Annotated in this window: 26 protein-coding genes and 1 tRNA gene; 8 read left to right on the top strand and 19 right to left on the bottom strand. The window is 47.9% G+C overall.

From position 1 onward, the window contains the following. Positions 1-516 precede the first annotated feature (516 nt). Positions 517-936 (bottom strand): helix-turn-helix domain-containing protein, encoded by a 420-nt coding sequence (locus C814_RS22165; protein ID WP_016317836.1) that lies wholly within the window; start codon positions 934-936, stop codon positions 517-519. A gap of 148 nt (positions 937-1084) precedes the next feature. Between C814_RS22165 and C814_RS10730 the strand changes: the two genes are divergently transcribed. The 3 genes from C814_RS10730 (at position 1085) to C814_RS10720 (ending at position 4376) form a co-directional block, all read left to right on the top strand. Further along, positions 1085-1300: a hypothetical protein gene (locus C814_RS10730; RefSeq protein ID WP_016317835.1), complete on the top strand. Its 216-nt coding sequence runs from the start codon at positions 1085-1087 to the stop codon at positions 1298-1300. A gap of 668 nt (positions 1301-1968) precedes the next feature. Next, positions 1969-2943, top strand: a complete 975-nt coding sequence (locus C814_RS10725; RefSeq protein ID WP_016317834.1) for a replication initiation factor domain-containing protein — start codon at positions 1969-1971, stop codon at positions 2941-2943. A 404-nt stretch (positions 2944-3347) separates the two neighbouring features. Beyond that, entirely contained in the window at positions 3348-4376 is a 1029-nt protein-coding gene (locus tag C814_RS10720; RefSeq protein ID WP_016317832.1) for a tyrosine recombinase XerC, read from the top strand. On the opposite strand, the gene C814_RS10715 is transcribed toward C814_RS10720, so the two are convergent. From C814_RS10715 to yajC, 5 genes are all read right to left on the bottom strand, one after another. Continuing rightward, positions 4362-5042: a stage II sporulation protein M gene (locus C814_RS10715; RefSeq protein WP_016317831.1), complete on the bottom strand. Its 681-nt coding sequence runs from the start codon at positions 5040-5042 to the stop codon at positions 4362-4364. The genes C814_RS10720 and C814_RS10715 overlap by 15 nt on opposite strands. Before the next feature lie 58 nt (positions 5043-5100). Then, a complete protein-coding gene (gene scfB / locus C814_RS10710) occupies positions 5101-6477 on the bottom strand; it encodes a thioether cross-link-forming SCIFF peptide maturase (protein WP_016317830.1) in 1377 nt (458 codons plus the stop codon). 74 nt (positions 6478-6551) lie between these two features. Continuing rightward, positions 6552-6698: a six-cysteine ranthipeptide SCIFF gene (gene scfA, locus C814_RS22885; protein ID WP_016317829.1), complete on the bottom strand. Its 147-nt coding sequence runs from the start codon at positions 6696-6698 to the stop codon at positions 6552-6554. Between the two features lie 76 nt (positions 6699-6774). Continuing rightward, on the bottom strand, positions 6775-7173 hold the full coding sequence (locus tag C814_RS10705) for a TIGR04086 family membrane protein (protein WP_016317828.1): 399 nt from the start codon (positions 7171-7173) through the stop codon (positions 6775-6777). A gap of 60 nt (positions 7174-7233) precedes the next feature. After that, positions 7234-7539: a preprotein translocase subunit YajC gene (gene yajC, locus C814_RS10700; RefSeq protein ID WP_016317827.1), complete on the bottom strand. Its 306-nt coding sequence runs from the start codon at positions 7537-7539 to the stop codon at positions 7234-7236. Positions 7540-7751: 212 nt separating this feature from the next. Between yajC and C814_RS10695 the strand changes: the two genes are divergently transcribed. Next, positions 7752-8618: a DMT family transporter gene (locus tag C814_RS10695; protein ID WP_016317826.1), complete on the top strand. Its 867-nt coding sequence runs from the start codon at positions 7752-7754 to the stop codon at positions 8616-8618. Here C814_RS10695 and C814_RS10690 read toward each other — a convergent pair. After that, on the bottom strand, positions 8615-9085 hold the full coding sequence (locus C814_RS10690; protein WP_016317825.1) for a helix-turn-helix transcriptional regulator: 471 nt from the start codon (positions 9083-9085) through the stop codon (positions 8615-8617). The genes C814_RS10695 and C814_RS10690 overlap by 4 nt on opposite strands. A 257-nt stretch (positions 9086-9342) precedes the next feature. Between C814_RS10690 and C814_RS10685 the strand changes: the two genes are divergently transcribed. Next, the gene (locus C814_RS10685) at positions 9343-10059 is read left to right on the top strand and encodes a coenzyme F420-0:L-glutamate ligase (protein WP_016317824.1); all 717 of its coding nucleotides are present in this window, start codon (positions 9343-9345) and stop codon (positions 10057-10059) included. Between the two features lie 13 nt (positions 10060-10072). Beyond that, positions 10073-11269: an acetate/propionate family kinase gene (locus tag C814_RS10680; protein ID WP_016317823.1), complete on the top strand. Its 1197-nt coding sequence runs from the start codon at positions 10073-10075 to the stop codon at positions 11267-11269. 74 nt (positions 11270-11343) lie between these two features. On the opposite strand, the gene recG is transcribed toward C814_RS10680, so the two are convergent. Together recG and C814_RS10670 are read right to left on the bottom strand one after the other, a co-directional pair. Beyond that, positions 11344-13389, bottom strand: a complete 2046-nt coding sequence (gene recG, locus C814_RS10675) for an ATP-dependent DNA helicase RecG (RefSeq protein WP_016317822.1) — start codon at positions 13387-13389, stop codon at positions 11344-11346. Positions 13390-13534: 145 nt separating this feature from the next. Then, a tRNA-Ala gene (locus C814_RS10670) sits at positions 13535-13610 on the bottom strand. A gap of 192 nt (positions 13611-13802) precedes the next feature. On the opposite strand from C814_RS10670, the gene C814_RS0104175 reads away from it, so the two are divergent. Next, positions 13803-14699: an NERD domain-containing protein gene (locus C814_RS0104175; RefSeq protein WP_016317821.1), complete on the top strand. Its 897-nt coding sequence runs from the start codon at positions 13803-13805 to the stop codon at positions 14697-14699. Between the two features lie 55 nt (positions 14700-14754). Here the strand turns inward: C814_RS0104175 and C814_RS10665 are convergent, their stop codons facing one another. Continuing rightward, positions 14755-15948 carry an ABC transporter permease gene (locus C814_RS10665; protein ID WP_016317820.1) on the bottom strand — a complete coding sequence of 398 codons (1194 nt, stop codon included), beginning with the start codon at positions 15946-15948 and terminating at the stop codon, positions 14755-14757. An 8-nt stretch (positions 15949-15956) separates the two neighbouring features. After that, on the bottom strand, positions 15957-17111 hold the full coding sequence (locus tag C814_RS10660) for an efflux RND transporter periplasmic adaptor subunit (RefSeq protein WP_016317819.1): 1155 nt from the start codon (positions 17109-17111) through the stop codon (positions 15957-15959). Between the two features lie 99 nt (positions 17112-17210). Here C814_RS10660 and C814_RS24085 point away from each other — a divergent pair, with 99 nt between their 5' ends. Beyond that, positions 17211-17390, top strand: a complete 180-nt coding sequence (locus C814_RS24085) for a hypothetical protein (protein WP_016317818.1) — start codon at positions 17211-17213, stop codon at positions 17388-17390. A gap of 18 nt (positions 17391-17408) precedes the next feature. Here C814_RS24085 and radA read toward each other — a convergent pair whose 3' ends face one another. The 8 genes from radA to C814_RS10615 all read right to left on the bottom strand — a co-directional run bounded on the left by radA (position 17409) and on the right by C814_RS10615 (position 26310). Continuing rightward, complete coding sequence (gene radA / locus C814_RS10650; RefSeq protein ID WP_016317817.1) at positions 17409-18788, bottom strand: DNA repair protein RadA; 1380 nt, start codon at positions 18786-18788, stop codon at positions 17409-17411. Between the two features lie 141 nt (positions 18789-18929). Then, positions 18930-19646: an N-acetylmuramoyl-L-alanine amidase gene (locus tag C814_RS10645; RefSeq protein ID WP_016317816.1), complete on the bottom strand. Its 717-nt coding sequence runs from the start codon at positions 19644-19646 to the stop codon at positions 18930-18932. A gap of 44 nt (positions 19647-19690) precedes the next feature. Beyond that, the gene (locus tag C814_RS10640) at positions 19691-20506 is read right to left on the bottom strand and encodes a Cof-type HAD-IIB family hydrolase (RefSeq protein WP_016317815.1); all 816 of its coding nucleotides are present in this window, start codon (positions 20504-20506) and stop codon (positions 19691-19693) included. After that, positions 20497-21441, bottom strand: a complete 945-nt coding sequence (locus C814_RS10635) for an RluA family pseudouridine synthase (RefSeq protein WP_031219546.1) — start codon at positions 21439-21441, stop codon at positions 20497-20499. The genes C814_RS10640 and C814_RS10635 overlap by 10 nt, the downstream gene beginning before the upstream one ends. Continuing rightward, on the bottom strand, positions 21422-21916 hold the full coding sequence (gene lspA / locus C814_RS10630; protein ID WP_016317813.1) for a signal peptidase II: 495 nt from the start codon (positions 21914-21916) through the stop codon (positions 21422-21424). Before lspA ends, C814_RS10635 begins: the two co-directional genes overlap by 20 nt. A gap of 58 nt (positions 21917-21974) precedes the next feature. Next, positions 21975-24779 (bottom strand): isoleucine--tRNA ligase, encoded by a 2805-nt coding sequence (ileS, locus tag C814_RS10625; RefSeq protein WP_016317812.1) that lies wholly within the window; start codon positions 24777-24779, stop codon positions 21975-21977. 47 nt (positions 24780-24826) lie between these two features. After that, the gene (locus C814_RS10620; protein WP_016317811.1) at positions 24827-25612 is read right to left on the bottom strand and encodes a DivIVA domain-containing protein; all 786 of its coding nucleotides are present in this window, start codon (positions 25610-25612) and stop codon (positions 24827-24829) included. 44 nt (positions 25613-25656) lie between these two features. After that, positions 25657-26310 carry a YlmH/Sll1252 family protein gene (locus C814_RS10615; protein WP_196809914.1) on the bottom strand — a complete coding sequence of 218 codons (654 nt, stop codon included), beginning with the start codon at positions 26308-26310 and terminating at the stop codon, positions 25657-25659. Positions 26311-26384: the final 74 nt, after the last annotated feature.

Below are 26384 nucleotides of genomic sequence, written 5' to 3'. Positions count from 1 at the left end.
GTGGCCACTCCCGTGAAAGGGGGTGACGCTATGGAAATGGTATATTGCATCATTATGTTATACATACTGTTGGAAATACTTAGAACCATAAAAAAATAGCCGCCCTCGGTCAAAGGAAGCGGCTATTTTTTAGTCAGCACTAGGGCCACCGTCTTGTGGTGTCCCTGTACTTATATTATAACGAATAAACGGCAGGAAATCAAGTGGCATTTCAGAGAGTATTGGAAAACAGGTGCTCTTTTATTTGTTTAAAAGACGTTTTGCGTTATCCACTTCGTCAAGATGCTTGATAAACTCACAGGATGGGATGTAAAATAAATACAGGTAATTTTGTTAAATGAAAATTCATCTTAAAATATTCCAAAATCTAGGAGTGCAAGTCAGAGGGATTCCCCAGATTTATAGAGTTGAAAGATACCGAATCCTCTCTGGTTTTTTGATTTCACCAATGGTGAAGCAAAAAGCCAGAGGGGGTTCGGTTTTTGTTAACCTTACAAGGAGGGGGAACGGACGCGACTATTTTGCAGCCATCTTTTTTCGCCTATACTCGATATATTTTTCGAGAGATTCTGGAGACCTAGTATCCTCTATAATCCCTTTGCTAATCAATTGATCCTGAATATCAAAAAGAACATTCAGAGGAAACGCTTCACTCTTGGCTAACTCAGTTGCCAAAGCTCTTCTTTGTCTGTTCACGAAATCTTCGTGGTCTACTGACGTTTTTTCCCGTTGCCCGATTCCCAGCAGCCAATCAATAGACACGGCATAAAACTCCGCCAATGTCCCCAAAGTTTCCAAGTCCGGCTCTAATAATCCAGTCTCTAATTTTGATATTTTGGAACGTCTTATTTTGGTGACTTCTTCAACTTCTGATTGGGTGTAGCCTGCATCCAAACGCGCTTTCTTGATTCTATTTGGGAAATTTTCTTTGTACATAACCGCGCCTCCTTTGTATCTATTATAGCACTTTTTATCAAAAAGATGCCCTATTATTGAACATTATAACAGTTCAATAATAGAACATTTTGTGATAAAATAAAACTATGGAAAATCTATGCATAAATTTATTAGGAGGTTATTTTTTATGCGTATTACGGTTGTCGCTAAAGGAGATCTTGAAACGTATATCCAACAGGATATGGAACGTACGGGCCTTTCGGCTGGAATGACTTGCCATAATCTGGCAAGATTGGGCATGAAATATCAAGAGGGATTGCAATCTATGGTCACATTTGCTACGGCCATACAAGGCCAGCGGTCTTTCTCTGGCTATGGTGAATGCGTTCCACCGATCCTTTGACACCTATGAGGTAATCGAGTGGATACGGCAACTGGATGTTATCTCGAGGGATAAACGCGGTACAGGTCGCTTGGACGCGCTGCATTTCTCGTTGTCCTCGTCCCGCCGCAAGGCGGGGAGAGGGCGACGGGGAATGCTGCACGGACTATAGGCCGCGGTGCGCTTGTCTCTCGGGAGTGTTCGCGGCCCGCTGCCGGTGGAATCGCTGCGGGATAATGGCAGTCAGGCCGGGTATATCGGTTTCTACTGACGCGAATCTGCTGCACGCTGTGGAGGGTACAGGGTCGCTGACCCTGCGTCCAGCGCGCCGGATGGCGCATGACGCGGCAAAGCCGCGATCCCCAGTACCCTTGTTCCAAGATGGCCGGGAATCTCAGAACGGCCGCAGGGGTCCGGAAAGGGCAAGGCCCAGCACTGCTCCACTACTGTTCAGCAAAAAATGCTTCCCTACGCACTAATTTGCGCCTGGGGGCAGGGTGGAATATCCTAATAACTGGATGCTCCGGGGCACGCTCTGGGGCATCGGCCCCCGACCTGTATCACGGGGGCAATAATGGACATGGAAAATACCCTTCAAGCCGCTTGTGGCGCAGGTTTAGGGGGAATTAAAAATTGAAAGAAAAATTTTAGTCGACTGGCTCACCTTTACAGTAGGAATCCACTGTTTTTTGAAAGAATATGCATATCCTGGCAAGTTTACCGGAGAGGAAAGCGAGGTGTTTTTTGAGGCGCCTTACTTCGCAGATGGAATGATCCTTCGGGGTTTAATGAAACTGTTGGGCCTGCCGGGGAATCTGGAATTCAGCCAGCGAAACGGCAGGTACGGCTATCTGCAGGAATACTATCTTGGCGGTATCCGGTTTGCATGGGGAAACTGCGATACAATCATGATTGATCTTTCGGGCGAGGGATGCAGGCTGTTGGAGACATTGAACCCTCGGTTAGATTGGCTGGGCCTGATCCGCTCGGTGGAGGGAATCCGGACACACAATTTCAGCCGGCTGGATATCGCCTGTGATACCTTCGGGGAACTCAAGATAGGGAATCTTATCCGCTACACGCTACACGGACGGTATATATCCCGCTGGAAGTCTGCTCCGCGAGTGGTGCAGGGCAGGGAGGAAACGATTGATTTCGGTTCCCCGCAATCGCGCACGATGCTCCGAATCTATAATAAAACCCTCGAACGGAAAACCCGCTTAAAGGAAGAAGTCGAAATACCGGAAGGATGGATACGCTGTGAGTTCCAGTTTAGGAATGATGCAGCGGACAGCTTTATCCGCGAGTGGAACCAGAGCCAGGACATCTCCGCAGTCTATCTCGGGTTGATGGCAAATCAGCTACGGTTCGTGAAAAAGAGAGAAAGTAAGCTTGACCGCTCGGAGACAGTTGCATGGTGGCGACGGTTTCTGGACAACAGCGAACCAATCCGGCTAGCGTATAAGGGCGGGCTTTCGTACAATCTGGATAGTCTGCAAAGATATCTTTATGGGCAGGCGGGGAGCTCGATGAAAACCTGGCTGATGCTGTCTGATTGGGATAGCGAAAAGATGGTGTCAATGGTAAAAGACAAGAAAATGAATGACCGGCAGCAAGCGCTGATTCGGAAGATGCAGGCGGTTCGGGATGTTCCAGCCGAATGAGCGGGAAAACAGTTAAAGTTAATGGGAGCGGGGTTGTGTGAGTAACTATGAGAGTAAATACGGCCTTTACGATTGCTGGAAGTGTCTTTGTGAAGTGTGCGCGCGGATAGACTGTCCCAAAATGGCCATGCATCATGACAAGCTGTATCACTGCCTAATTATGCGACAGCGTGGATGCTGTCCAACTATTAAGTGTGATTTTTTCACACATCAGGAAAAGCGAAAAATCTTGAAAGTTCGCAGGCGATACCAAAAGCGGGATGCAATCATAGAAAAGTTAAATGAGATCATGGAAAGGCTTGACAAACTAGGGGGAGGAGATGTAAAATAAAGACAAGTAATTTCGCTAAATGAAAATTTAGCGAAATTAAGGGGGCCCAAAAATTTAGTAGGAGGATTTACACATGGCAGACTATCAAGATTGTCCCGACTACTTACAGGAGTTTCTTTTTTACATGCTCACCATCCGTGGGCGTTCCAAACGTACAGTCGATGCCTACTATATCGATCTGCGTACTTTTCTCCGTTATATTAAGTGCACCAAGCATTTGTCTGATGATCTCAAAAATGATCCTGAAGCTTTTCAGCAGATTTCGATTCAGGATGTGAGCCTTGAAACACTCCAACAGATTTCTTTAGCAGACGTATATCAATTCCTTACCTATACAATGGACCAGCGCGAAAACAATGCAAAAACTCGTTCCAGAAAAGTTTCGTCCATCCGCGCTATGTTCCAGTATCTTACAATAAAAACCAATAAACTCAAAAGAAATCCTGTTGAAAATCTGGAAGTCCCATCAGTAAAAAAGGCCATACCCAAATATCTAACATTGGAGGAAAGTCTGGATTTACTTGCCCACATCGATCCCACGGGAAAAACATATGAACGGGATTTCTGTATCGTAACGCTGTTTCTTAATTGCGGAATGAGGCTTTCCGAGCTGATAGGAATTAACCTTTCAGATATTCGTGAGGATACCATTAAATTGCTTGGAAAAGGAAATAAAGAACGGATTGTCTATATCAATGATGCGTGCCGACGTGCTCTGGATGCATATCTGTCTGTTCGGAAGCCGACTGCAAATACCGTCCATAAGGATGCGCTCTTTCTCTCCTCTCGTGGAACCAGACTCTCCCCTCGACGGGTAGAACAGATCATCGAACAATGTCTGAAGCAGGCCGGACTTTCGGGACAGGGATATTCTCCGCATAAGCTTCGGCATACTGCCGCTACTTTGATGTATCAACATGGCAATGTAGACATCCGTATACTGAAGGAAATTTTAGGGCATGTCAGCCTTTCGACCACCGAGATCTATACTCATCTATCCAATCGCCAGATGGAGGATGCGGCCCAAAATTCTCCTCTTTCTACCGTAAAACCTGCTAAAAAACCAAAGGTTCCCAAGGTTAATCCATCAGAAGAGAAATAGGCCTCCCAGTTTATAACAGAGCAGAGCGTCAACTAAAGCGATCATTCCGCAGATTGCAGCAAACAAAATAAATTTTATACAGTAGCGCTTCATTCGATTAAGTTCTGTTTTTTCTCCGTTCGGAAGCGTTGAACGGAACAGATGGATAGACATTCTGACCGAAACTTTTCCGGCAGCGATCAGTAATAGAGCACCAAAATAGATGGTAGGCATCAGAAGGATAAATGCATATGGCACCGCAGCATTTCCATATTGCGCATAAAGCATCCCTAGCGAAAATCCGTACCCTAGCCCTTTAAATAGTAGAGCCAAAAAGACGATCGGTTGTGCAATCGTACATAGCCCACAAAAAAACAAGACCAACAGAGAGGAAAACAGAGAAACAAAAGTTGAAAGCGCTATGCTGGAAAAGCTCTGTATCTGACGCTGCCCAACATATCCTCCAAGTACTGTTTGCAGCATCTGGAGTGTTTCCTCTTCCGCGTGACTGATGAGCATCGTTCCTACAAACACTCCTGCCAGGAACATTCCCTCAAGCAGATAAAAAAATAACTTCCCTTTTACGAACATAAAAGATGGCCGCGGGATAAACTCTCCATGTTCTGAAGAGTTTCCCACGGCTCTTGTTCGCAATAGATTCCGCCAGCTTGTCACCGAAATGTACATTTCAGCCATCCTTTCTGTAGCAATTCCACTAAGAAAGAATATGCCGTATCCGCCACATTTATTCCTGATCCATCAGAGCAGCTTTTATCATAATCGCACATTCCACCCGTTTCTTTTCCAACTCACAGGAAAGCGTATGTGGTTTCAGAATATCCCCACGATATTGCATACTGTTGGCATTACATCCGCCCGAACAATAGAATTTTGCCCAGCAATGTCTGCACTCCTCTTTGCCATAAACGGTCGCTGCTGCAAATTGTGCTTTTCGCTTTTGGTCTAATGATTGCTCGAATACATTCCCCATCTTCCAGTCATCATGACCAACAAACTGATGGCAAGGATAAACATCACCATCGGGTGTGATCGCCACATATTCATTGCCACAGCCACAGCCACGCAGCCGTTTGATCGCACATGGCCCCTGATCGAGATCTATCATAAAATGGAAAAAGTTAAACTCTTTTTCGGTTCCTGCACGTTCAATCATCATTTTTGCCAACCGTTCATATTCGGCAAATACCTCCGGTAGGTCAGCTTCTGTTAACGCATAAGGTGCGGAAGGGTCTGCAACAACAGGTTCGACAGAGATCTGATCGAAACCCATTTCGTTCAGATGCAGCACATCTTCCGCAAAGTCCTTATTATACCGTGTAAAGGTACCGCGGACATAATATTGATCAAAAATTCCACCCCTGCGAGCTTTTTCGAGCTTTTGGAATTTGGGCATAATCGTATCATAACATCCCCTGCCATCCACCCGCGCACGTACACGGTCGTTGACTTCCCTACGTCCATCAATCGAAAGAACTACATTGGACATCTCACGATTGATAAACGCAATTTTATCGTCATCCAGCAGAACACCATTGGTCGTAATTGTGAATCGGAACAGTTTATGATGTATTTTTTCCTGTGCACGAGCATATTCCACAACCTGTTTCACCACGTCAAAGTTCATTAGCGGCTCTCCACCAAAGAAGTCCAACTCGAGATTATGCCGGCCTTGGGAATGATTTATCAGGTAGTCAATCGCCGCTTTCCCCACCTCAAACGACATAAGCTGGCGATGACCCATATATTCGCCAGTATCGGCAAAACAGTATTGGCAGCGGAGATTGCAGTCATGTGCAATATGCAGGCACATCGCCTTGACTGGAGATGGTGTCATCATTTTTGCAAATCTGTCGTAATCGTCCGCAGAAAAAAGCTGGTCTGCTTGATGCAGAGAGACGATTTCTGAATAGGTTTCACAGATTTCCGCTTCCGAATAACGGTCAGATAATTTCTCTAAAATCTGTGGCGGGCAGTTCTCCGGCAGATGTTCTCCATCCACATAATCCAAAAGCTCAAAAAACAGCGCATCCACCAGGTGGACGGCACCACTATTGACGTCCAGCACAATATAAAATCCATTTAATTGGTATTTATGTATCATAGAATCCTTTCTCCAAATAACGAAACGAAATAGGGCAGCCGCAATTAGCTGCCCTACCATAACGCACTGATCTTTTACTTCTGTTTACGCTCACATTTCTGGTTTGCAACTGTGCAGGAAGTCTTGCAGGCAGACTGACAAGATGCCTGGCATTCCCCGCAGCCACCTTTTACAGCAGACTCTTTCAGATTCGCGTGATTGATCGTTTTCACATGTTTCATAATCCAATTCCTCTTTCCTTTGAGATTTCCAAATTATAATATCATTATACCATAAATTCCGACAAATTCAATCGGTTCAGCGGAACTTTTTCCGCTTGTTGACCCCGACTACCCCGCCCAATGCGGAGGCAAACAACACGGCTGCCAATTTGGTAAATGCCACTGCGCAGAAATCTGGACCATTCACCGTAAGGTTGGTGAATGCAAGCAGTAAAAACATGCAGATTCCACAACAAACTCCCACCAACATGCCCCGTTCCCGGGAAAAGGCTGCGCTGACATATCCGGCAACCAAACCTCCCAACACAAAGGTTAAGGTTGCAACAAACGTAATCAGCATCTGCGGAAGATCACGGAACTGCATCACCACCGACATGAAAGTCAGCAGCAGAAAACAGGCAACCGTTCCAGCCACAATTCCATAAACCACCGGACGAAGAAACCGTTTGATTCCATACATATCAGGCTGTTTCATACCAATTCCCCCTTTTTAATCAGGGTATTCAGCCGGACACCTGGATATGCCTTCTCCATTTTATTTGGATTTGGATGAAGCTTTCTCGTGCGAAGTGTTATTCATCTGAACAGCCCAGCGGGTGATCCGGATTTTGCTGCGGTCCGATCCAGTCTCGATTACAAGATGATCTTCCCGCATCGAAACAACGGTCCCGATAATGCCGCCCACTGTGACGATCTCATCCCCAACTTCAAGGCTGTTGCGCATCTCCTGTGTCTCTTTTTCACGTTTTTTCTGCGGCCGAATCAGAAAAAAATAAAAGACCACCAAGATCAGAACCATTGGAATAAATGTTTGTATCATGGCTGCTGTGTTTTCGTTCATACGAATACCTCCAAAATCTCTTCCCTGTTGAAACAGAGTACTTTTGTCATTATACCGTTTTTTGCCCTGCTACGCAAGTCCTCTTTTAAAATTCTGCTGAAACTTGCATTTTACGGTTATTTGGGGTATGATGAATCTCTGAGATTTCCTGTGTTTTTGGACAAACAGTTCCCCACTCCCCACTCGGATTTTTGTAAGGAGGCTTTTTCGATATGGCAACCAAAAGTACAGAGCGGCGCGCAATCCTGCTCATGGCAATCTGCGCATCGCTCTGGAGTATTGCGGGTATTTTTATCAAGTTGATTCCTTGGCACCCTCTGACCATCGCAGGCGCGCGCAGCCTGCTTGCGGCAGGATGTATGGCTGTTTATCTGGGCGCCTGCCGGATGCACATGCGGATCAATCGGACTTCGATTGTAAGCGGGATTTTCACCTGCCTGACCTTCCTTGGTTTTGTCACTGCCAATAAATATACCACTGCTGCAAATGCGATTGTCCTTCAGTTTACCGCCCCGGTTTTTATTCTGATTCTGTCGGCAATCTTTCTGAAACAGCGGTTCGCACGAGCCGATCTGATCACCGTCTTTCTAACGCTCTGCGGCATCTCGCTCTTCTTTTTTGACCAGCTTGCCCCCGGAAACCTCTTTGGCAATCTCTGCGCGATCTTTGCTGGGCTGATGATGGCCTGTATGTTTCTGCTGACAGGCTACACCGACCCTGAAAGCCGGATGAGCGGTCTGCTGCTTGGCCACCTGTTTACTGCGATCGTGGGAATTCCTGCCGCTTTCCTCACCGAAACAACGATGAGCCCCACCGCGATAGGGAGTATTCTGGTACTGGGCATTGTCCAGCTGGGCATTCCTTATGTGCTTTATGGTATCGCAGTCAAAGACTGCCCACCGCTTGTCTGTTCGCTGCTCTCAGCAATCGAGCCGCTGCTCAATCCGGTTTGGGTCTTTCTCTTTACCAGGGAGGCGCCCGGTGTTTTTGCGCTGCTCGGCGGTGCAGTGGTCATTCTTACCATTACGGTCTGGTGTGTGTGGCGGGATCATAGGGTCGCTGCTGGCAATTCTGTTTAAGAGCCTGCTTCTGGCCAGTTATTTTTTTGATTCCACATCTGTGCCAAGATATCTTTCAGCACTAAAAATGCATCCAGATCATGATACCCATACTCCGCTTTCAGACGGTTTTGCAGCTCTTCTAATGGCGTGATGTAATCCTGAATCTTGACGATTTGCTGATAGGTGGTTAAAACAGGGTATTTTTTACCCCACATCTCTGTCCAGTTAATCCTTGACTGCTTTTCTTCGTCTGCGTCCTCAATGAAGCGCTCTATTTCCTGCAAGTCAGGATCAAACTCTATCAATTCATCCAAAGTCAGGTGATACAACTCCGCCATCCTTTTCGATTGGCAAATGTCCGGAAGCGTTTCATCCAATTCCCATTTGGAAATGGTCTGTCGGCTGACACCTAATTTTTCTGCAACCTCCTCCTGTGAAAACCCGCTCTTTTTTCTCGCCTGAAACAAATTGCTTCCCAAACTCATAAAAGAAACCTCCCAAATTTAAGATTGTCCTTATTATACCTGCCATGTGAAAAAAATCTACCAACTGACCGTTACAATTATGCGCGCTTTCTTAACATCCTTTAAAAAATCATCTAAAAAATCATCTTTCAGGCTGGAAAAAGCAGGGCGAATCCCCCGTTGACTGTTGCAGCGAATTGTTGTATAATTTTCAGGGAAAACTTCCAAAATAAAGCCATTAAAAATCTACGATTTTGAAGATAAGGCGGGATACGCAAATGCCAAATGAAGAAAATCAGGGGATCGGCTATGTAGTCAACCCCGAAAAGAACGAAACAATCACCGTTGACGGCGTGGAATACCGTCGGCTCTGTATCAAAACCCATGTTATTACTGATCAGGACAATATTGTTGAAGTGGCCGACAAATACGCCTCCTCGCTCGTGCAGGAAGGCGATATCCTGTTTATCACCGAAAAAGCGGTAGCCTGCACCCAGAAGCGCGCTATCCCGATTGACCAGATCCATCCGCGTCCGCTCGCCCGCTTTCTGAGCCGGTTTGTGCTGCGGACCCCTTATGGAATCGGGCTGGCAATGCCTGAGACCATGGAGATGGCGCTTCGGGAGTGCGGCACCATACGCATTCTCTTTGCAGCAGCGATTTCAGCGGTTGGAAAGCTGTTTGGGATTCGCGGCTGGTTCTACAATATTGCTGGATATAAAGCGCGCAGTATTGATGGACCCTGTGATTTCACCCTGCCGCCCTATAACCATTATGTTGTGCTTGGACCGGACAAGCCGGATGAAGCAGCAGCAGACATTTCCAAAAAGGTTGGGGTTCCGGTCGCCATCACCGACATCAACGATCTCGAAGGCCAGATTCTTGGGACATCTGACCGGAGTATGGACCGGGATCTGCTTTGCAAAATCCTCAAGGATAATCCCCTTGGTCAATGTAGTGAGCAAACCCCTATGGGTATTATAAGACGTGTGTAAGGAGAGATTTGGAATGAACAATGTATTCGTCGTCAATGCAGGCAGCTCCTCGCTCAAGTATCAGCTCATCAACATGGCGGATGAAAGTGTCCTCGCCTCGGGCAACTGTGAGCGAATCGGAATCGAAGGAGGTATCCTCACCTACAAATGGAATGGCGAAAAGAAGGTTCTCAATGAGGAGCTTGCAAACCATAAAGCTGCATTGGACAAGGTCGTCGCACTGTTGACCAGCGGAGAAACCAAGGTCATCGACAGTATGGATGATATCGTTGCTGTTGGACATCGTGTTGCATTCAGCATGTCCCAGTCGAACGAGATCACTGACGAGGTGCTTGCCGGAATTGAAGGTACCGTCTCCATGTTCCCGCTGCATATTCCTGCGATGGTCACCGGCATCAAAGCCTGCCGTGAAACCTTTGCAGGCAAAGTTCAGGTTGCAGTTTATGACAACTCGTTCCATCTGTCAATGCCGGACAAAGCCTATATGTATGCGATTCCCTATGAGTATTACGAGAAGTATGGTATGCGTCGTTACGGATATCACGGCACCAGCCATCGGTATGTAACCCTGCGTCTCGCTGAAATCCTCGGCAAAAAGCCGGAAGAACTCAAAATTGTGTCCTGCCATCTGGGTAATGGCTCATCGATCACTGCAGTAGATGGTGGAAAATCAGTCGATACCACGATGGGCTATACCCCGCTTGCCGGCTTGATGATGGGTACCCGCAGCGGTGACGTTGACCCCGCGCTCATCAATGCGATTGCTCAGAAAGAAAACCTGAACAACGAGGAAGTCAATGCGATCCTCAACAAAAAATCTGGTCTGCTGGGCATCTCAGGTGTCTCCAGTGATGCTCGCGATGTTGTTGGTGCAATGAATGAGGGCAATGAGCGCGCTGCCCTAGCCTGTCATATGCTTCACTACCAAATCAAGAAATACATAGGCGCCTATACGGCGGTTATGGGTGGAATTGACGCAGTGATCTTCACTGGCGGTATGGGTGAAAATTCCGATTTTCTGCGGGAAGAGGTCTGCGAAGGTCTGGAGTGCTTTGGCATCAAACTCGATCCGGCCAAGAATAAAGGGATGCGCGGCCAGGAGGCATTGCTTTCGGTCGACGGCAGCAAGACGCAGGTTTGGGTAATCCCGACCAATGAGGAATTGATGATCGCTCGTGATGCGTATGCGATCTACCAGTCCAAACAGTAATTCTATTTCAATAGGGCGCTCTGCATTTGCAGAGCGCCCTACTTTGTTTTGAGACATTGGCTGTTCTCCGTCCCTCAGTTTGGACGTTCCCCAACCACATCCATCAGGCGCCCTACTGCGGCACGCAAGGCCGCATGCTGTGGCTGGGAAAGATCAGGGTCGACAGACAATACCTGTTTTGCAGCTTGCCGCGCTTCTGTAACCGTGTCAGTATCGGTGCTCAGATCAGCAATCCGCAGGGAGGGCAAGCCATGCTGCTGCTGTCCTAGGAAATTTCCCGGACCCCGGGTTTGCAGATCATATTCTGCAATCTGAAACCCATCATTTGAACGGCACATCATTTGAAGGCGGTCCAAAGTATCCTGGCTGCGGCTGTCGGATAGCAAAATGCAATGGGATTGCTCGGCTCCCCGTCCGACCCTGCCTCGAAGTTGATGAAGCTGGCTCAGCCCGAACCGCTCGGCATTCTCAACCATCATAATTACCGCATTGGGCACATCCACCCCCACCTCAACCACTGTGGTCGAAACCAGCAACTGAATCTGCCCACTTTTGAAGTCTGACATCACTCGATCTTTATCTGTGGATTTCATCTTTCCATGCAGCAGCCCGATTGTGTAGCCAGAAAACGCTCCATTTGCTAGTTCTTCCATATATCCTGTCGCTGCGCATAATCCTGTGGCCTCTTTTTCGGTATCCTCCTCGACCAGTGGACAGACAATGTATGCCTGTAATCCCCTATCAAGATGCTGGCGGATAAAACCGAAGGCCCGCTCCCGCTTGCCAGAACTGATCTTATAGGTTTTTACCGGTTGACGGTTTGGAGGCAATTGGTCAATGACCGAAATATCCAGTTCCCCATAGACCATCAGTGCGAGGGTGCGCGGTATTGGGGTTGCAGACATGACCAGTGTGTGGACATGCGCTCCCTTCTGTTGGAGTGCGGCACGCTGCTCCACTCCAAAACGATGCTGCTCGTCTGTAATTACCAGAGCAAGGTTTCGGAAGGTGACACCTTCGGAGATCAATGCATGAGTCCCGATACAGAAGTCTATCTCCCCTGCCGCAAGCCGTTCCCGCAGTTTTCGCTTCTGAGAAGCAGTCATCGAACCCACCAGCAGCCCAACCCGCATTCCCAAACGGGAACAGAGCGGTTCCAGGCCGCTGTAGTGCTGGTGCGCGAGCAACTCAGTTGGTGCCATCATCGCGGATTGTGTCCCCGAAAGAAATGCAAAGTATGCCCCGGCTGCTGCTACCATCGTCTTGCCCGATCCAACATCCCCCTGTACCAACCGGTTTGCAGGCGTTGACCGCTGCATATCGCCAGTCAGGTCGTCGATCGCTCTCTGCTGTGCATTTGTCAGTGTAAACGGCAGCGCATCATAGAATGCCTGCAACGAATGTGGCTGCATCGGTACTGCGCTGCATTGACGGATACGGGTCCGCAGCAATCCGACTCCGACCGCCAGCGTAAACAGTTCTTCAAAAATCAGGCGGCGCTTTGCGCGTCCCAATGTTTCCGCATCCATTGGGCGATGGATCATCTCTACCGCCTGCGCAATTCCATCCAGATGGAAGGAATCAAGAATCTGCTGCGGTATACATTCCGGCAGATTTGGTGCGAGCATAAGCGCCTGCGCAATCAGCCCAGAAATCACCCGATTGCTGATCCCGTTAGCCAGTGGATAGACCGCAGAAAAGGGTGCACTGGTATCCGCAGGATAAATCTGTGGAGCACCCATCGTCCTCTTTTGCAGGGTTCCACCCAGCCTGCCATAAAACAGATAGGTTCTATCGTATTCAAGCGCATCAAGTGCGAATTTATTATTAAAAAAGGTCAGTTCCAGAGAGCCGCTCTCATCCTCAACGACCGCTTTATACATCCGTATCCCACTGGCTGCCCGGATTTCACTGCCTTTCTTGACCACTACTGCCCGTACTGTACACGGTTCATCAAACGGTGCCGATAAAATCTCGCAGGGTTTAGACAGGTCTATATAGTTTCGCGGGTAATGCAGCAGCAGATTTTCTATTGTATGGATGCCAAGGCGCTCTAATGCCTGCGCCCGTCGTTCGCCGACACCCCGCAATGTTCGAACACTCCGCTCTTCTGATCCCATCTGTGCCCCTCCTGTGAAGAATATACGTTCTTATTTTACCGCAAAAAAATGATTTTGTCACGAGGATTTTCCCTGTAAGTAGATTATAAAAAGATAAAAGAACCGTACAATATCTTATAAAATAGATATTGTACGATTCTTTTATTGGTGGAGACGATCGGGATCGAACCGACTACCTCTTGAATGCCATTCAAGCGCTCTCCCAGGTGAGCTACGCCCCCACAGTATAACCCTTTCAAACTGACGGTCGACTTTTGTATAATACCATAATCGTTGTTTTATGTCAATAGGATTCTAAAAAATTGTAAAGAAAAAAATCCTTGAATATATCCTTGATATCATATATAATAAAATAAAGGAAAAAGTCGAATTTTCTGGATTTAACGATAAAAACGATAAAGTGGTGATTATGGTTGGCTCTTTTAAATTTTTTTAAAGCAAAGCCGGTAAAAAAGGAATTATCATTTTCGGAACCTATTTTTGTTAAGGAGAACCTATCGCTTCCCAGGCAGATAAAACAGTTAGAAACATTGAAAGACCTGGTTATTCCGGAGCAGGTAGCTGAGGTTGAGCAGGATATTAAAAAATTATCGAGTGGTTTGACAGGCGAAAAAAACGTTGCCTATGAACTGAAAAATAGCTATCTGCCGCTTTTGATTTTGCAGGATATTTATTTAAAAAATGATGATACCAATGCACAGATCGATTTTATCGTTATTGCTTCTTTTGGCATCTTTGTGATTGAGTGTAAAAAGTTTATTGACGATATTGAAATTACCAATAAGGGTGATTTTAACCGGTGTTTTAAAACACCTACAGGTATTATCTATAAAAAAGAAGGGATTTACAATCCGGTTACGCAAAACCGTCATCATTCCGAAATGCTCAAAAAACTCTTGCTTGCTCAGATTCCCACTCTTAATACGCAAAATTTAGATGTTTTGATGCATGCAATTGTTGTTTTTGCAAATCCAAAGACAGTGATTCGTGACACAGAAGCTCCCAACGAAATAAAGGAGTCTATTATTAAGCATGATCAATTGACGTCCTACCTAAAGGGATTCCAGAACCAGAATCCAAACGTATTTTTGTCTGAGGAGGAAATGCGGAAAATATCGGATTTTCTACTCGAAGGAAATATTGAAAAGCCGACGCAGTTTTTTAAAAAATACCGGTTTAAAGTACCTGTTTGCCCCAAATGCGATGTGCCGATGGTAAAGCGCATTGCAAAGCGAGGGATGAACCAAGGGAAGGAATTTTGGGGATGTCCCAATTACCCCAGATGCAAGCAGATTGTCAATATTGATTAGGTAGTTGTCCATTCTTCTGAACAGCCGTCTTTAGAGACGGCTGTTTTTTGCTCTCCTAATATTCAATTCGAAGCGCATTGACAGGGTGAAGCCTAGCAGCCATCATTGCTGGATAAACTCCAAATACAATTCCGACAACCACAGAAATTCCAATGCTTATACCAATCAGACGAAAATTGATGAGTGCGGGTATAGAGATAGCCAGACATCCTGCCGCTGTAAGCAACACTCCAACGATTACTCCAATCATACTGCCCATTAGCGAGATGGTAAAAGCTTCAATTAAAAATTCAACCCAAATTGTACTTTGGGTGGCGCCAATCGATTTTTTAATCCCAATTTCCCGTGTTCGCTCATTGACTGAAACAATCATAACCGTCATAATACCAAGCCCTGCTACCACCAGCGAAACAGCGGCAATAGCGGATAAAACAACCGTAATGATGCCCAATACACGGTCAAGCGTTTCCTTCTGTCTGGAGATGTTGTCTGCTTTAAATCCCCGGGAAATATTATGCTGACGGTTAATCGCTGCAGCAATCTGTTCAGACATAGCTTCAACATTTTTGCTGTCCACCATCGTGACTGCGATTTGATCAAACGAAGCCTCCCCTGCATAGCGCTGCAAGGTGGTATATGGAAGATAAATAAACGATGGTATTACATCCCCTACCATACTTTGCAGCAGGTTTCCTCCTGAGGACGCAACCCCTACGATTTTTAGGCGGACATAACTTCCTCCGATCATCGCGTCAAGGAATTTTCCAACAATGTTTTCTCGCTTGTAAAACAGATTAGCGACATTGCTATCCACGACACATACTTCTGCCGCACTGGAGACATCAGCCTGTGTGAGCAGACGTCCATATTGCGGTGTCAGAGAAATGATCTGATTCTCTCCCCGATCGGTTCCCCATAGCACCGAATTTGCAACTAATCCACGCATCCGAACGTTGCTGTAATCCATCACAATCGGTGTCGCACTCTTTACATTGGGATTCTCTCGGATCAGGGTCAAATCCTCTTCTGTCATCTTTTGGCTGGTAAATTTGCGGTCAGCACTCACAGTAATGCTTCCCAAGCCGAGAGATTGTAATTCCTGATTAATCGTATTTTTTCCAATCTCCCCAATAGAACCAATCAAAACCACTGATGCGACTCCAACAGAGATGCCGGAAATGGTAAGAAAGCTGCGAAATTTTTTTCTTCCCAGATTCCGAAAACTACAAATAAGGCTGTCCCAAAACATGCGGCGGCTTACCTCCTTTTCAGGGTGATGCGCTCCCCTGTTTGTACCGCTTGTGCATCCATAATAACAAGGTCGCTCTCTCCCAATCCCGAAACAATTTCCACACCTTCAAGCAGTTCTAATCCAGTCTGGATGTTGCACCTCACCGCTTGAGAACCTTTCGCCAAATATACATATTCCACATTTTCTTCATCCTGTTGGATCGCCTCATATGGAACGGTGAGAATCTCCCGCTGATGATCGGTTATGATCTCTGCGCGTGCAGAAAAACCCGCTTTCAGGCTTTGTCCAGGCTCATTGATTGTGAGTTCCAAGTCAACCACGGTCTCCTGTGCAGTACCATTCGAGAGTTTGCGCGCAACCGGATAAATCTTGCTGACATAACCCGAATAAACCTCCGAAAAACCGGTTCCGCTGATTTTGGCGTAATCTCCTACATGAATGTCAGAGATAAAAGATTCCCCTACCGTTACCTTGGCAATGAAATCTTTGGTGTCTGCGATCGTGACCACAGGTTTCGCTGTTCTGGAAAGGACATTGCTCTTGATACCTACTTCGGTAACAATTCCAGACATCGGTGCAACAACTGTCTCTGGGATGTAGAGATAAGGATTCGTCGGTTCCTGCGAGCCAATGGAGGTGCTGTATGCGTCAACAATTTCTTCTAAAGAATCAAGCTCCAGGCCAGAAGATTGAAAAGCAGAATAAAGTCCGGCGAAATCGGTCATATCAGATGCATGGGTTGGCAGGTTGTCCAGAACCGAAGACGCCGGTATACTCTGTTGCAGAACGCTTTTGGTAAGTTGGGTGTCAATCACTGCGATTACCTGTCCCTCCTGTACAAAATCTCCTACCGAGACATAAACCTCCTGTGCCAGAACCGGCGTCTCCAGATAAACCTCTTTCACAGTCTGCGCCTCAATCGTCCCATTGGCGTTGATGTGTTTTTCATATAAAACCTGCTGTGGCGTAGAGCATTGGACAGTTGGAATACGTTGTAATGTGACTGCTGGCGCAGCGGCAACCCCTCCAAATGAACCGACAGCCAGTAAAAATGCAAGACATTTTTTAAAATGCAAAAAAATCCCCCGTTCCCTCAAATGACTATCCGGATGAATGAGGATAGTGTTTGCGGGAATGGGGATTTTATACGGATTTTCCATCCGAATACCGCCAATTCCTACAGCATGAATCGGATGGATTTGGATATACTTTTGAGTACACCCGACAAAACAGTTTGAATATTTAGGAGTGTAAAACCAATGGAAAATTCCAAAGAGAGGAAAATTCATCTGATCCCCTGCGACAAGGACTGTTATCATCAGAGGCAGGGATACTGTGCCCTGGATGAAATCACCTATATTACGAGCTGCAAGGAGAATGGCTGCGGCTACTTTACCCCCACAGACCCCTATGCGGATGACCTGCGGGAGGACTGGTAATCGTGATGCCGACAGATTTCAGATGCATTTGATCGCCTCAGAGATATTCTGTACTCCGATCAGGCGGATGTCCGGCATCTCTCGGATGTCGATCCCCTTCAGATTGTGCCGGGGAACGATACAGGCAGTGAATCCCAGACGATAGGATTCACTGACCCTCTGCTGGATATTGCTGACCGAACGAACCTCCCCTGCCAAGCCAATTTCACCAAATGCTGCGATATGATCCGCAACACTCCGATCGAGCAGGTTGGAGACCAATGCGATCGCGACAGGCAGATCTGCGGCTGGCTCATCCAGCCGCAGCCCCCCCACAACATTGATATAAGTATCAAGATTTCCAAAAAAATATCCAGCACGTTTCTCAAGCACTGCAATCAGCAGCGCAGCACGATTGGAATCAAAACCTGTTGCCATACGACGGGGAGTGCCGAATCCGCTTTTGGAAACAAGCGCCTGTACCTCTGCAAGAATCGGACGGCTTCCCTCCATAACACAGGCAACACAGGTGCCTGAAATGCCCGAGGGCCTGCCGGAAAGCATCATTAGAGAGGGATTTCCAACCTCCTGCAGCCCGTTCTGAGCCATTTCAAATACACCGATCTCATTGGTGGAGCCATATCGGTTTTTGACTGCTCGCAGGATACGATAGCTCTGGTGACGTTCACCCTCAAAGTAAAGTACCGCGTCAACCATGTGTTCCAGCATTTTGGGCCCGGCAATGGCACCGTCCTTGTTGACATGCCCGACGATAAAAAGTGGGATTTCCGCGTTTTTGGCAATCCCACTTAAAATTTGGGTGGATTCCCGGATCTGGGTAATGCTGCCCGGTGACGAATTAAGTGCGGAAAGACTCATTGTTTGAATGGAATCGACCATCACAAGATCCGGCGAGAGCTGACGTACTGTCTCGATTACCGTTTCCACATCGGTGGTTGCAGCGATATACAGGTTGTCACTGTCCACCCCCAAACGGTTGGCGCGGAGCTTGAGCTGTCTTGCACTTTCTTCCCCGGATACATAAAGGATTTTGAGGGTTCCGCATAGATATTGACAAATTTGTAAAAGAAGAGTTGATTTTCCGATTCCAGGATCGCCCGAGAGCAGGGTGACCGAACCAGCAACAATTCCACCACCTAATACACGGTCGAGCTCCCCTACCCCGGTCCGGTACCGCTGGCTGTCATCTGATGAAATCTCACTCAACTTCGCAACAGTCGCGCTTCGGGTGGAAGAAGCGGCTGCGGAAGACTTTGGCTTTGATGTTGAGACCTGCTGCCGGACCTCCTCTGAAAGAGTATTCCATTCTCCACAGTCTGGGCATCTGCCATACCATTTTACGGTTTCGTAGCCACAGTTCTGGCAAACATAGATGCTTTTTTGTTTTGTAACTGCCATTTTTTGCTCCTCTATTCGATCTGTCCTGATGCCATCCATTGTGCAACATCAAAATCATGTGGGTTCGTAAACATATGCGATCTTCTGCTCTCCTGCAGGATAAAGGTAGCCTGCTGATGCTGCATCTTGAAAATCAGCAGGCTAAGAATGCTCCAACCCCAAATATTCCGCCGTTGCAGAAAAGATTGCGAATGCAACCTGACGCTGATAGCTGTCCGTTTTCAGTTTTGCGCATTCTTCTGGATTGGAAAGAAAACCGCATTCGATCAAGAGGGCTGGCATCGGCGCATTATAGATCAGATAGACATCATCTGTGCAGGGTTTAAACTGCCGGGTATTTTCCGGCTGCACCATATCGACCAAGCGCTCCTGCATAATCGCGCCAAGTGTCCGGCTCTCTTCGTTTTTTGGGCCATAAAATACCTGAGCGCCCCAGTATCTGGAGCGGAAAAATTTGTTCTGGTGGATACTCAAAAAAAGTGCATTGTCGCACGACTTGGCAAGCGCCATTCGATTGTGCAGATCGGAATTTTTCCGCTGCCGGGTGGTTGTCAGCCCGTCATCCTCGGTAGAAACGTCCGATTCACGGGTCATCACCACTTTAAATCCGTTGATCTGGAACAAGTCTCGCAAATTCAATGCAATCGCCAAATTGATCTCCTTTTCGACGGTTCCATCATCACCGACCGCACCGCCGTCAAATCCTCCATGTCCTGCGTCGATAACAATGGTCGGCTGGCCTTCAATCCGCTCATACGGGGCAACCGCTGTAATCGCCTGATAAGAATAACTGGTAAAAAAGGCGGCTGCAATCCCCAGTAAGCCTAAGATTACCGCTGTACCGGGTTTCCATCGCATAAAACATCCCTCCCCATCCCTTTATATGCGGAGAGACTGAATTTTTATGACATACCGTGTGTCTCAAGATGTTCGATCAGATCGGCAACCGCGCCATCCATGCAATGTCCAACTACCAGTTTGCAGACCTGCTTGACCCTGTCCGGAGCATCTGCGACTGTGACCGGATATCCAGCGGTTTGCAGCATCTCGAGGTCATTATCGTAATCCCCAATCGCTGCAACCCGGTCTAGCGGAATCCCAACCATCTCCGAAAGCCGACGCAACCCGTTTCCTTTGTTGCAGTGAAGCGGAAGCATCTCGATAAAATAGGGGCTGGAACGCACACAATGCACATCCTGCCAGTTCTGCCTTTCCAAAAATGCCATCGCTTCTGGCTGCATTTTCGGATCCATCGTGAAGATCACTTTCAAGTAGGAACCCTTTAAAAGCTCCAAATCATAGTCAATGAACAGCATCTTTTCCTTACTGAGATAACGGTCGGTGTAGGTTATTGGAGCAACCGAAAACAGATCTTTTTCATCCAGCACAACCGCACCCATAGCGGGGAACGCTGCACAAAGATCGACGATGTGCTGGCGGAATGACGCAGGAAGATATTCTGCGGTCAGCATCTTCTGTGCAGCATAATCGTAAATACCGCTCCCGTTAAACAGGACGCATGGCGCATTGACCGGAAGCTGGTCAACAAACTGTTTGGTGGAAAATACTGAGCGACCAGTCGCGATCGCAAAGCGTCCTCCCTGCTCGGTAAAACGCCGAATTGCTTCAATGTTTCTTGGAGGGATCGGAGCAGGCGCTTCTACCAAGGTTTCATCAACATCGCTGACAAGCAGAATATCTGAAAGATTTATTGCCATCTGGTCATTCCTCCATCCATGCTGTTTAAAAATGCAGTGTAATACGCAGGAAGCTCGCTGGTAAACTCCAGATATGCTCCAGTGCGCGGATGCACAAAACCGATCGTCCGGGCGTGTAGGCATTGCCCATGCAGGCGTGTAATGCATTTTTTTGGTCCATAGACTGGGTCTCCGACGATCGGATGCCCTAAATGTGCCATATGTACCCGGATCTGATGGGTTCGCCCGGTCTCAAGCTGGAACTGCATATTGGTAAATCTACCAAAACGTTCGATGACCTGATAATGGGTCACTGCCTCACGTGCATTTTTTTCTGTTACGCACATCCGCTTTCGGTCGGTCGGATGCCTCCCAATCGGGGCGTTGACCGTTCCGGAATCCTCCAAAAAACTGCCGTAAACCACCCCGTTATAGATACGGGTAAAACTGTGGGTTTTGATCTGTTCAGCAAGTGCCTGGTGAGAGCTGTCTTTTTTTGCCACGATCAAAAGCCCGCTGGTGTCCTTATCAATCCGATGGACAATTCCTGGTCGGATCACACCATTGATGCTTGAGAGCCGGCCCTCACAATGATAAAGCAGCGCGTTTACCAGCGTTCCATCATAGTTTCCCGGGGCAGGATGTACCACCATCCCCTTCGGTTTGTTGACAACCAGCAGATCCTCATCCTCATAGACAATCTCGATCGGGATATTCTGTGCCTTAACATCAAGCGGTTTGGCATCCGGTAACTGTACAGTGACCCGTTCGGTTCCTCTCAACCGGTAATTTTTAGAAAGCGGCTGCCCCTCTGCACAAACCAGACCATCGGTACAAAGTTTTTGCACCGCCGATCTGGTCAAATCTTCAAGCCGCTCTCCGAGCCAACGGTCGAGGCGTTCCCCCATATCTGACGGTTCAGCGGTCAGGACACGGCTATTCAATCGACTCCCCATCCTTTTGCTGTTTTTTTTCGGCAGATTCGTCAAAGAAAAAGAGATAAATGATCAACAAAGTGGTTCCGACCACCACACAGCAGTCGGCAAAATTAAAAACCGGAAACCGGAACAGTGGTGAAATATCCAGGTAATCCACTACAAATCCGCGTATGATCCGGTCAATCAGGTTCCCAATTCCACCGGCAATAATCAGGCTGACACTCCAGATAGCAAGTTTGTGCTTGAGTTTGCCCATTACAAGAAAGACAACTGCTCCAATCAAAATCAGTCCGGTGAGTACCGAAAGAACAGTCACCCCCCCTTGAAACAGCCCAAACGCGGCACCTCGATTTTCCACATAAGTGAGCTGGAGCAGGTGCGGGATCAGCAGCGTAGATGGTTGGCCCGGAAGAGCATTGAAAGCCCACACTTTGAGAAGCTGGTCGATAACCACCAGTCCAGCTGCAGATGTAAGCGCCAAAATAACTGTCATGAAAACCTCCATAAAAGGCTGCGCCAGTTAAAGGGTCTCTTTAACTGGCGCAACAGAATTAACCAATAATCCCGGCACAGCGTGTACACAGGGTTGGATGCCGTTCGTCCTGACCAACTGTGTCGCTGTATGTCCAGCAACGCGGGCAGGGTTTTCCGGATGCGCGGGTTACATCAATCGAGAAGCTCGACAGGAACGGAACGGTTCCCTGGAAACTCCCTTTTCCATCAGTACGGATTTCTACCTGAGAAACAATGCAGATAGTAGCCAGATCCGTTTCATCCAGATCAATGTGAGCGGCAAAATCGTCCGGCACATAAAGAACAACCTTTGCTTCGAGAGATTTGCCGATGATCTTGGCATTTCGGGCCGATTCCAGCGCTTTCAGCACATCATCACGCAGCATATGGATACGGTTCCATTTTTCCATAAATGCTTCATCCGAAACATTGTCGATACAGACCGGCATCTGGTTGAACATTACCGAGCTGCTATCATAATTTGCATCTTCCGGCAGGAAACTCCAGATTTCTTCCGCAGTGAATGGGATGAGCGGTGCAAGGATCACATCCAAACCACGCAGGATGGTATAGATTGTTGTCTGTGCCGCGCGGCGGACGAGCGAGCCGGGCGCTTCCACATAGAGCCGATCCTTGATGACATCCAGATAGAAATTGGACATGTCAATCGTGCAGAAGTTGTGCAGCGCGTGATAGACAATATGGAATTCGAACCGGTCATAACCGCCGGTTGCTGTTTTGATCAGCTCATTAAACCGCGCCAATGCCCATTTATCCAGATCTGTGAGCTGGTCAACCGGCACTATATCCTTGTTTGGATCAAAGTCAAAAAGGTTGCCAAGGATATAACGTGCGGTGTTGCGGACTTTACGGTAAACCTCCGAGAGCTGCTTCAGAATATCGTTCGAAATGCGGATATCCGCATGGTAATCCGAAGAAGCAACCCACAGACGCAGAATATCTGCACCGTATTTGTCGTTGATCTCGCTCGGCTCGATCCCGTTGCCCAGCGATTTGGACTGTTTGCGGCCATCGCCGTCAACCACCCATCCATGGGTACAGACCGCCTTATACGGGGCTTTTCCCTTCCACGCAATCGAAGTCAGCAGCGACGACTGGAACCAGCCGCGATACTGGTCGGTTCCCTCGAGATAGAGATCCACCGGCCATCTCATCTCAGGATTGTCGAGTATCACCGAAGCATAGGTTGTACCGGAATCAAACCAGACATCCATGATGTCGGTTTCTTTGACAAATTCCTCTGCCCCGCAGTGTTTGCATTTGGTTCCAGCAGGCAGAATCTCACCAGCATCAGTCGTATACCAAGCGTCCGAACCTTTTGCCCGGAACAGGTCGCTGACAGCCTGAATACTGGACTCATCCACATGGTATTTACCACAGTTTTTACAATAGAAAATGGGGATTGGGACGCCCCAAGTCCGCTGACGGGAAATACACCAGTCACTGCGGTCGCGCACCATGTTGGTCATCCGGCCCTGTCCCCACGGCGGGATAAATTCGATCCCGTTGATCGCCTCAATCGTCTGTTCCTTAATGTCGTCGATCGAGCAGAACCATTGCTCGGTCGCGCGGAAGATGATCGGGTCTTTGCACCGCCAACAGTGCGGATACTGGTGGATGATCTTTTCAATGGCGAAAAGCGCATGCAGTTCTTCCAGTTTCTGTGCGATAGCCTTGTTGGCCTGATCGGTAGTCAAACCCTGGAATTCCCCAGCCAGTTCGGTCATTTTGCCCTCGTGGTCAACCGGTACAATGACCTCGATTTCGGGATAGTGCTGTGCGCAGACATCAAAATCCTCCACACCATGCCCGGGTGCAGTATGGACGCATCCGGTACCGCTTTCGAGCGTGACATGATCTCCCACGATCACCAGAGAATCCCGTTCGATAAACGGATGGCGGCATCTCATATACTCCAGCTCACTGCCGGGACAGGTCCCAAGAATCTCGTAGCTGCCGATTTTTGCAGCCTTCATCGAAGCCTCTACCAGCTCTTTCGCCATCACATAATATTCACCATTGGCAGAAACCACACAGTATTCAAATGCCGGACCAACACAGATCGCCAAGTTGCCAGGCAGGGTCCAAGTGGTGGTGGTCCAGATCACAAAATAGGTCTTGCTCAGGTCTTTGGCGCCGAGTGCTTCCAGCTTGCCGCCCTGATCATCGATTACATTGAATTTGACATAGATAGAATGGCAAGGATCCTCGGCATATTCAATCTCCGCTTCTGCAAGCGCGGTATCGCAGGTAGGACACCAGTAGACCGGTTTCAGCCCCTTATAGATATACCCCTTGTTGGCCATTGCGCCAAATACTTCCACCTGACGCGCTTCAAACGCAGGATTCAGAGTGAGATAAGGATTATCCCAGTCTCCAATCACCCCAAGACGCTTAAACTGTTCCCGCTGTACATCCACATAGTGCAGTGCAAACTCACGGCAGTGTTTGCGCAGCTCGACTGGAGGAATATCACGCGAAACACCCGTTTTTTTGAGCGCTTTCAACTCGATCGGCAATCCATGGGTATCCCAGCCCGGGATATAGGGCGCTTTGAATCCGTTTAAATTTTTGTAACGGATGATAATGTCCTTGAGCACCTTATTGAGTGCAGTACCCAAGTGAATGTCCCCGTTGGCATATGGAGGGCCATCATGGAACACATAGAGCGGTTTGTCCTGATTTTTTTCGAGAAGGCGCTGATAAAGCTTTTCTTCTTCCCATTTCTCAACCATTCCCGGTTCCTTTTGCGGCAGCCCTGCACGCATAGAAAAGTCTGTTTTTGGTAGGTTCAATGTTTTGCTGTAATCCTGCTCGGACATTGGATATTTCTCCCCTTATTTTGTCTAGTTTTCAGATCCGCCTGAACTTATCTTCTGCGCTTCTCATCGTCGCGCTTGATATCAAACTCTTTTCCAAATTTGAGCGGGCCGAATCGGGATTCCCTCCTCGGTTTTGGAGGCTCCGGCTCCGGCTCTGGCTCTGGTTCCGGTTCATAATAAGGCTCTTCTTCGCTGTATTCCAGCCCTTGTTCGGAATATTGCAAAGTATCATCATCTTCCTCTAGCTCTTCCTCCGGTAATGGTTCCTCCTCAAGAGCTTCCGGTTCATCATAGACCGGTGGGGCTGGATTCCGCACCGGCTCTGTGGGCGGTGGAGTGGTATCCGCCACAGGTTTTGGTGAAAATTCGGCATTGACCAGATCATCATTGACAGGGATTGAGCTGATTAACTCGAGGTGCTGTTTGTAAAGCATCTGCAACTTACTGCGAAAAGCGGCGACCTCTCTTTGCATCCGAATAAATGCATGTTGTTCCCGCTCAATCGCTCGTTTGGCATTTTCACGCAGGAGGTTGGCTTGGGCATTCGCATCCTCAATAATCGAAGCTGCCTTCGCTTTTGCGTCGCGTACAACACTATCCCCCAGTTTCTGGGCACCTAAAAGTGCCGCCCGCAAACTCTCTTCGTCCCTTTTATACTCCTCCAGTTTTTCAGCCAAGATCATCAATTTTTTTTCGAGCTCCTGCTTTTCTATGAGCAGTTCGTTCATCTCCCCCGCCACCTGGCCGAGATAGCTTTCGACCTCCTCCATCCGGTAACCGCGCCCCATTGCCTTATCAAACTTATGATTGGCAATCTCGTTCGGATTCAGCACAACAAGTTTCCTCCCTTATATTTCAAAATCTGGTCATGTCCAAATCAAATGTACTTTTTAAAGAGCAGACATAAACGTCCCTTACGGGTACTGCCGGTCTCCTGTGCGAACAGAAATTTCCCATATCCCCTGATGCTGATAATATCCCCGGCATGAAGGATGTGTGCAGTTTCCCCTATCGTCAGCCCATTTACTGACACAAGCTGTGCACGCACTCTCTGCGCCGCCTTTTCCCTCGAACAGCCAACAACTGCGGCAACAATACAGTCCAGCCTCGTTGCACTAACATTGATATTTTTATCCTGATATTGATGCAGGGCCGGGAGCTGTTCCGGAAGCCCCTGCGAAACCTTTACACCCCAGCGTCCCACTTTGGTAAGCTCGGACAAAATGACAGGCGCAACTGACTTTGCTACAAACAGCACAGCACGTCCTGGTTCCAGAAGAATATCCCCTATTGCTTCCCGCCGGAGTTCCAGCCCCATAAGGGAACCGAGAAGGTCCCGATGGCCGACCGAATCCTCCAGACGAAACCTCAATGTGAGCGGAACAATCGGGAAGGCATCGGGGTCTGGCTCCTCGTAAGGTGGAAATACACCCAACATCACCCGTTCGCTGCCGGGGTGCCCTCCAAAAAACAGAAAACTGCGATGGCTTTGTCCACTGGTGATCTGGCGCGCCAGTGTGGACTGATGCATGTCCAAAAAACCGCTGAACCGTGGAATGTACTTTTGTTCCGCAATCGTAAATAAATCCAGAATATGCGCAGCGA

This window comes from Anaerotruncus sp. G3(2012), from assembly GCF_000403395.2.
Lineage (GTDB): Bacteria > Bacillota > Clostridia > Oscillospirales > Ruminococcaceae > Anaerotruncus.
The sequence above is the reverse complement of the archived record's forward strand: the minus strand, read 5'-3'. Positions and strand labels throughout refer to the sequence as shown.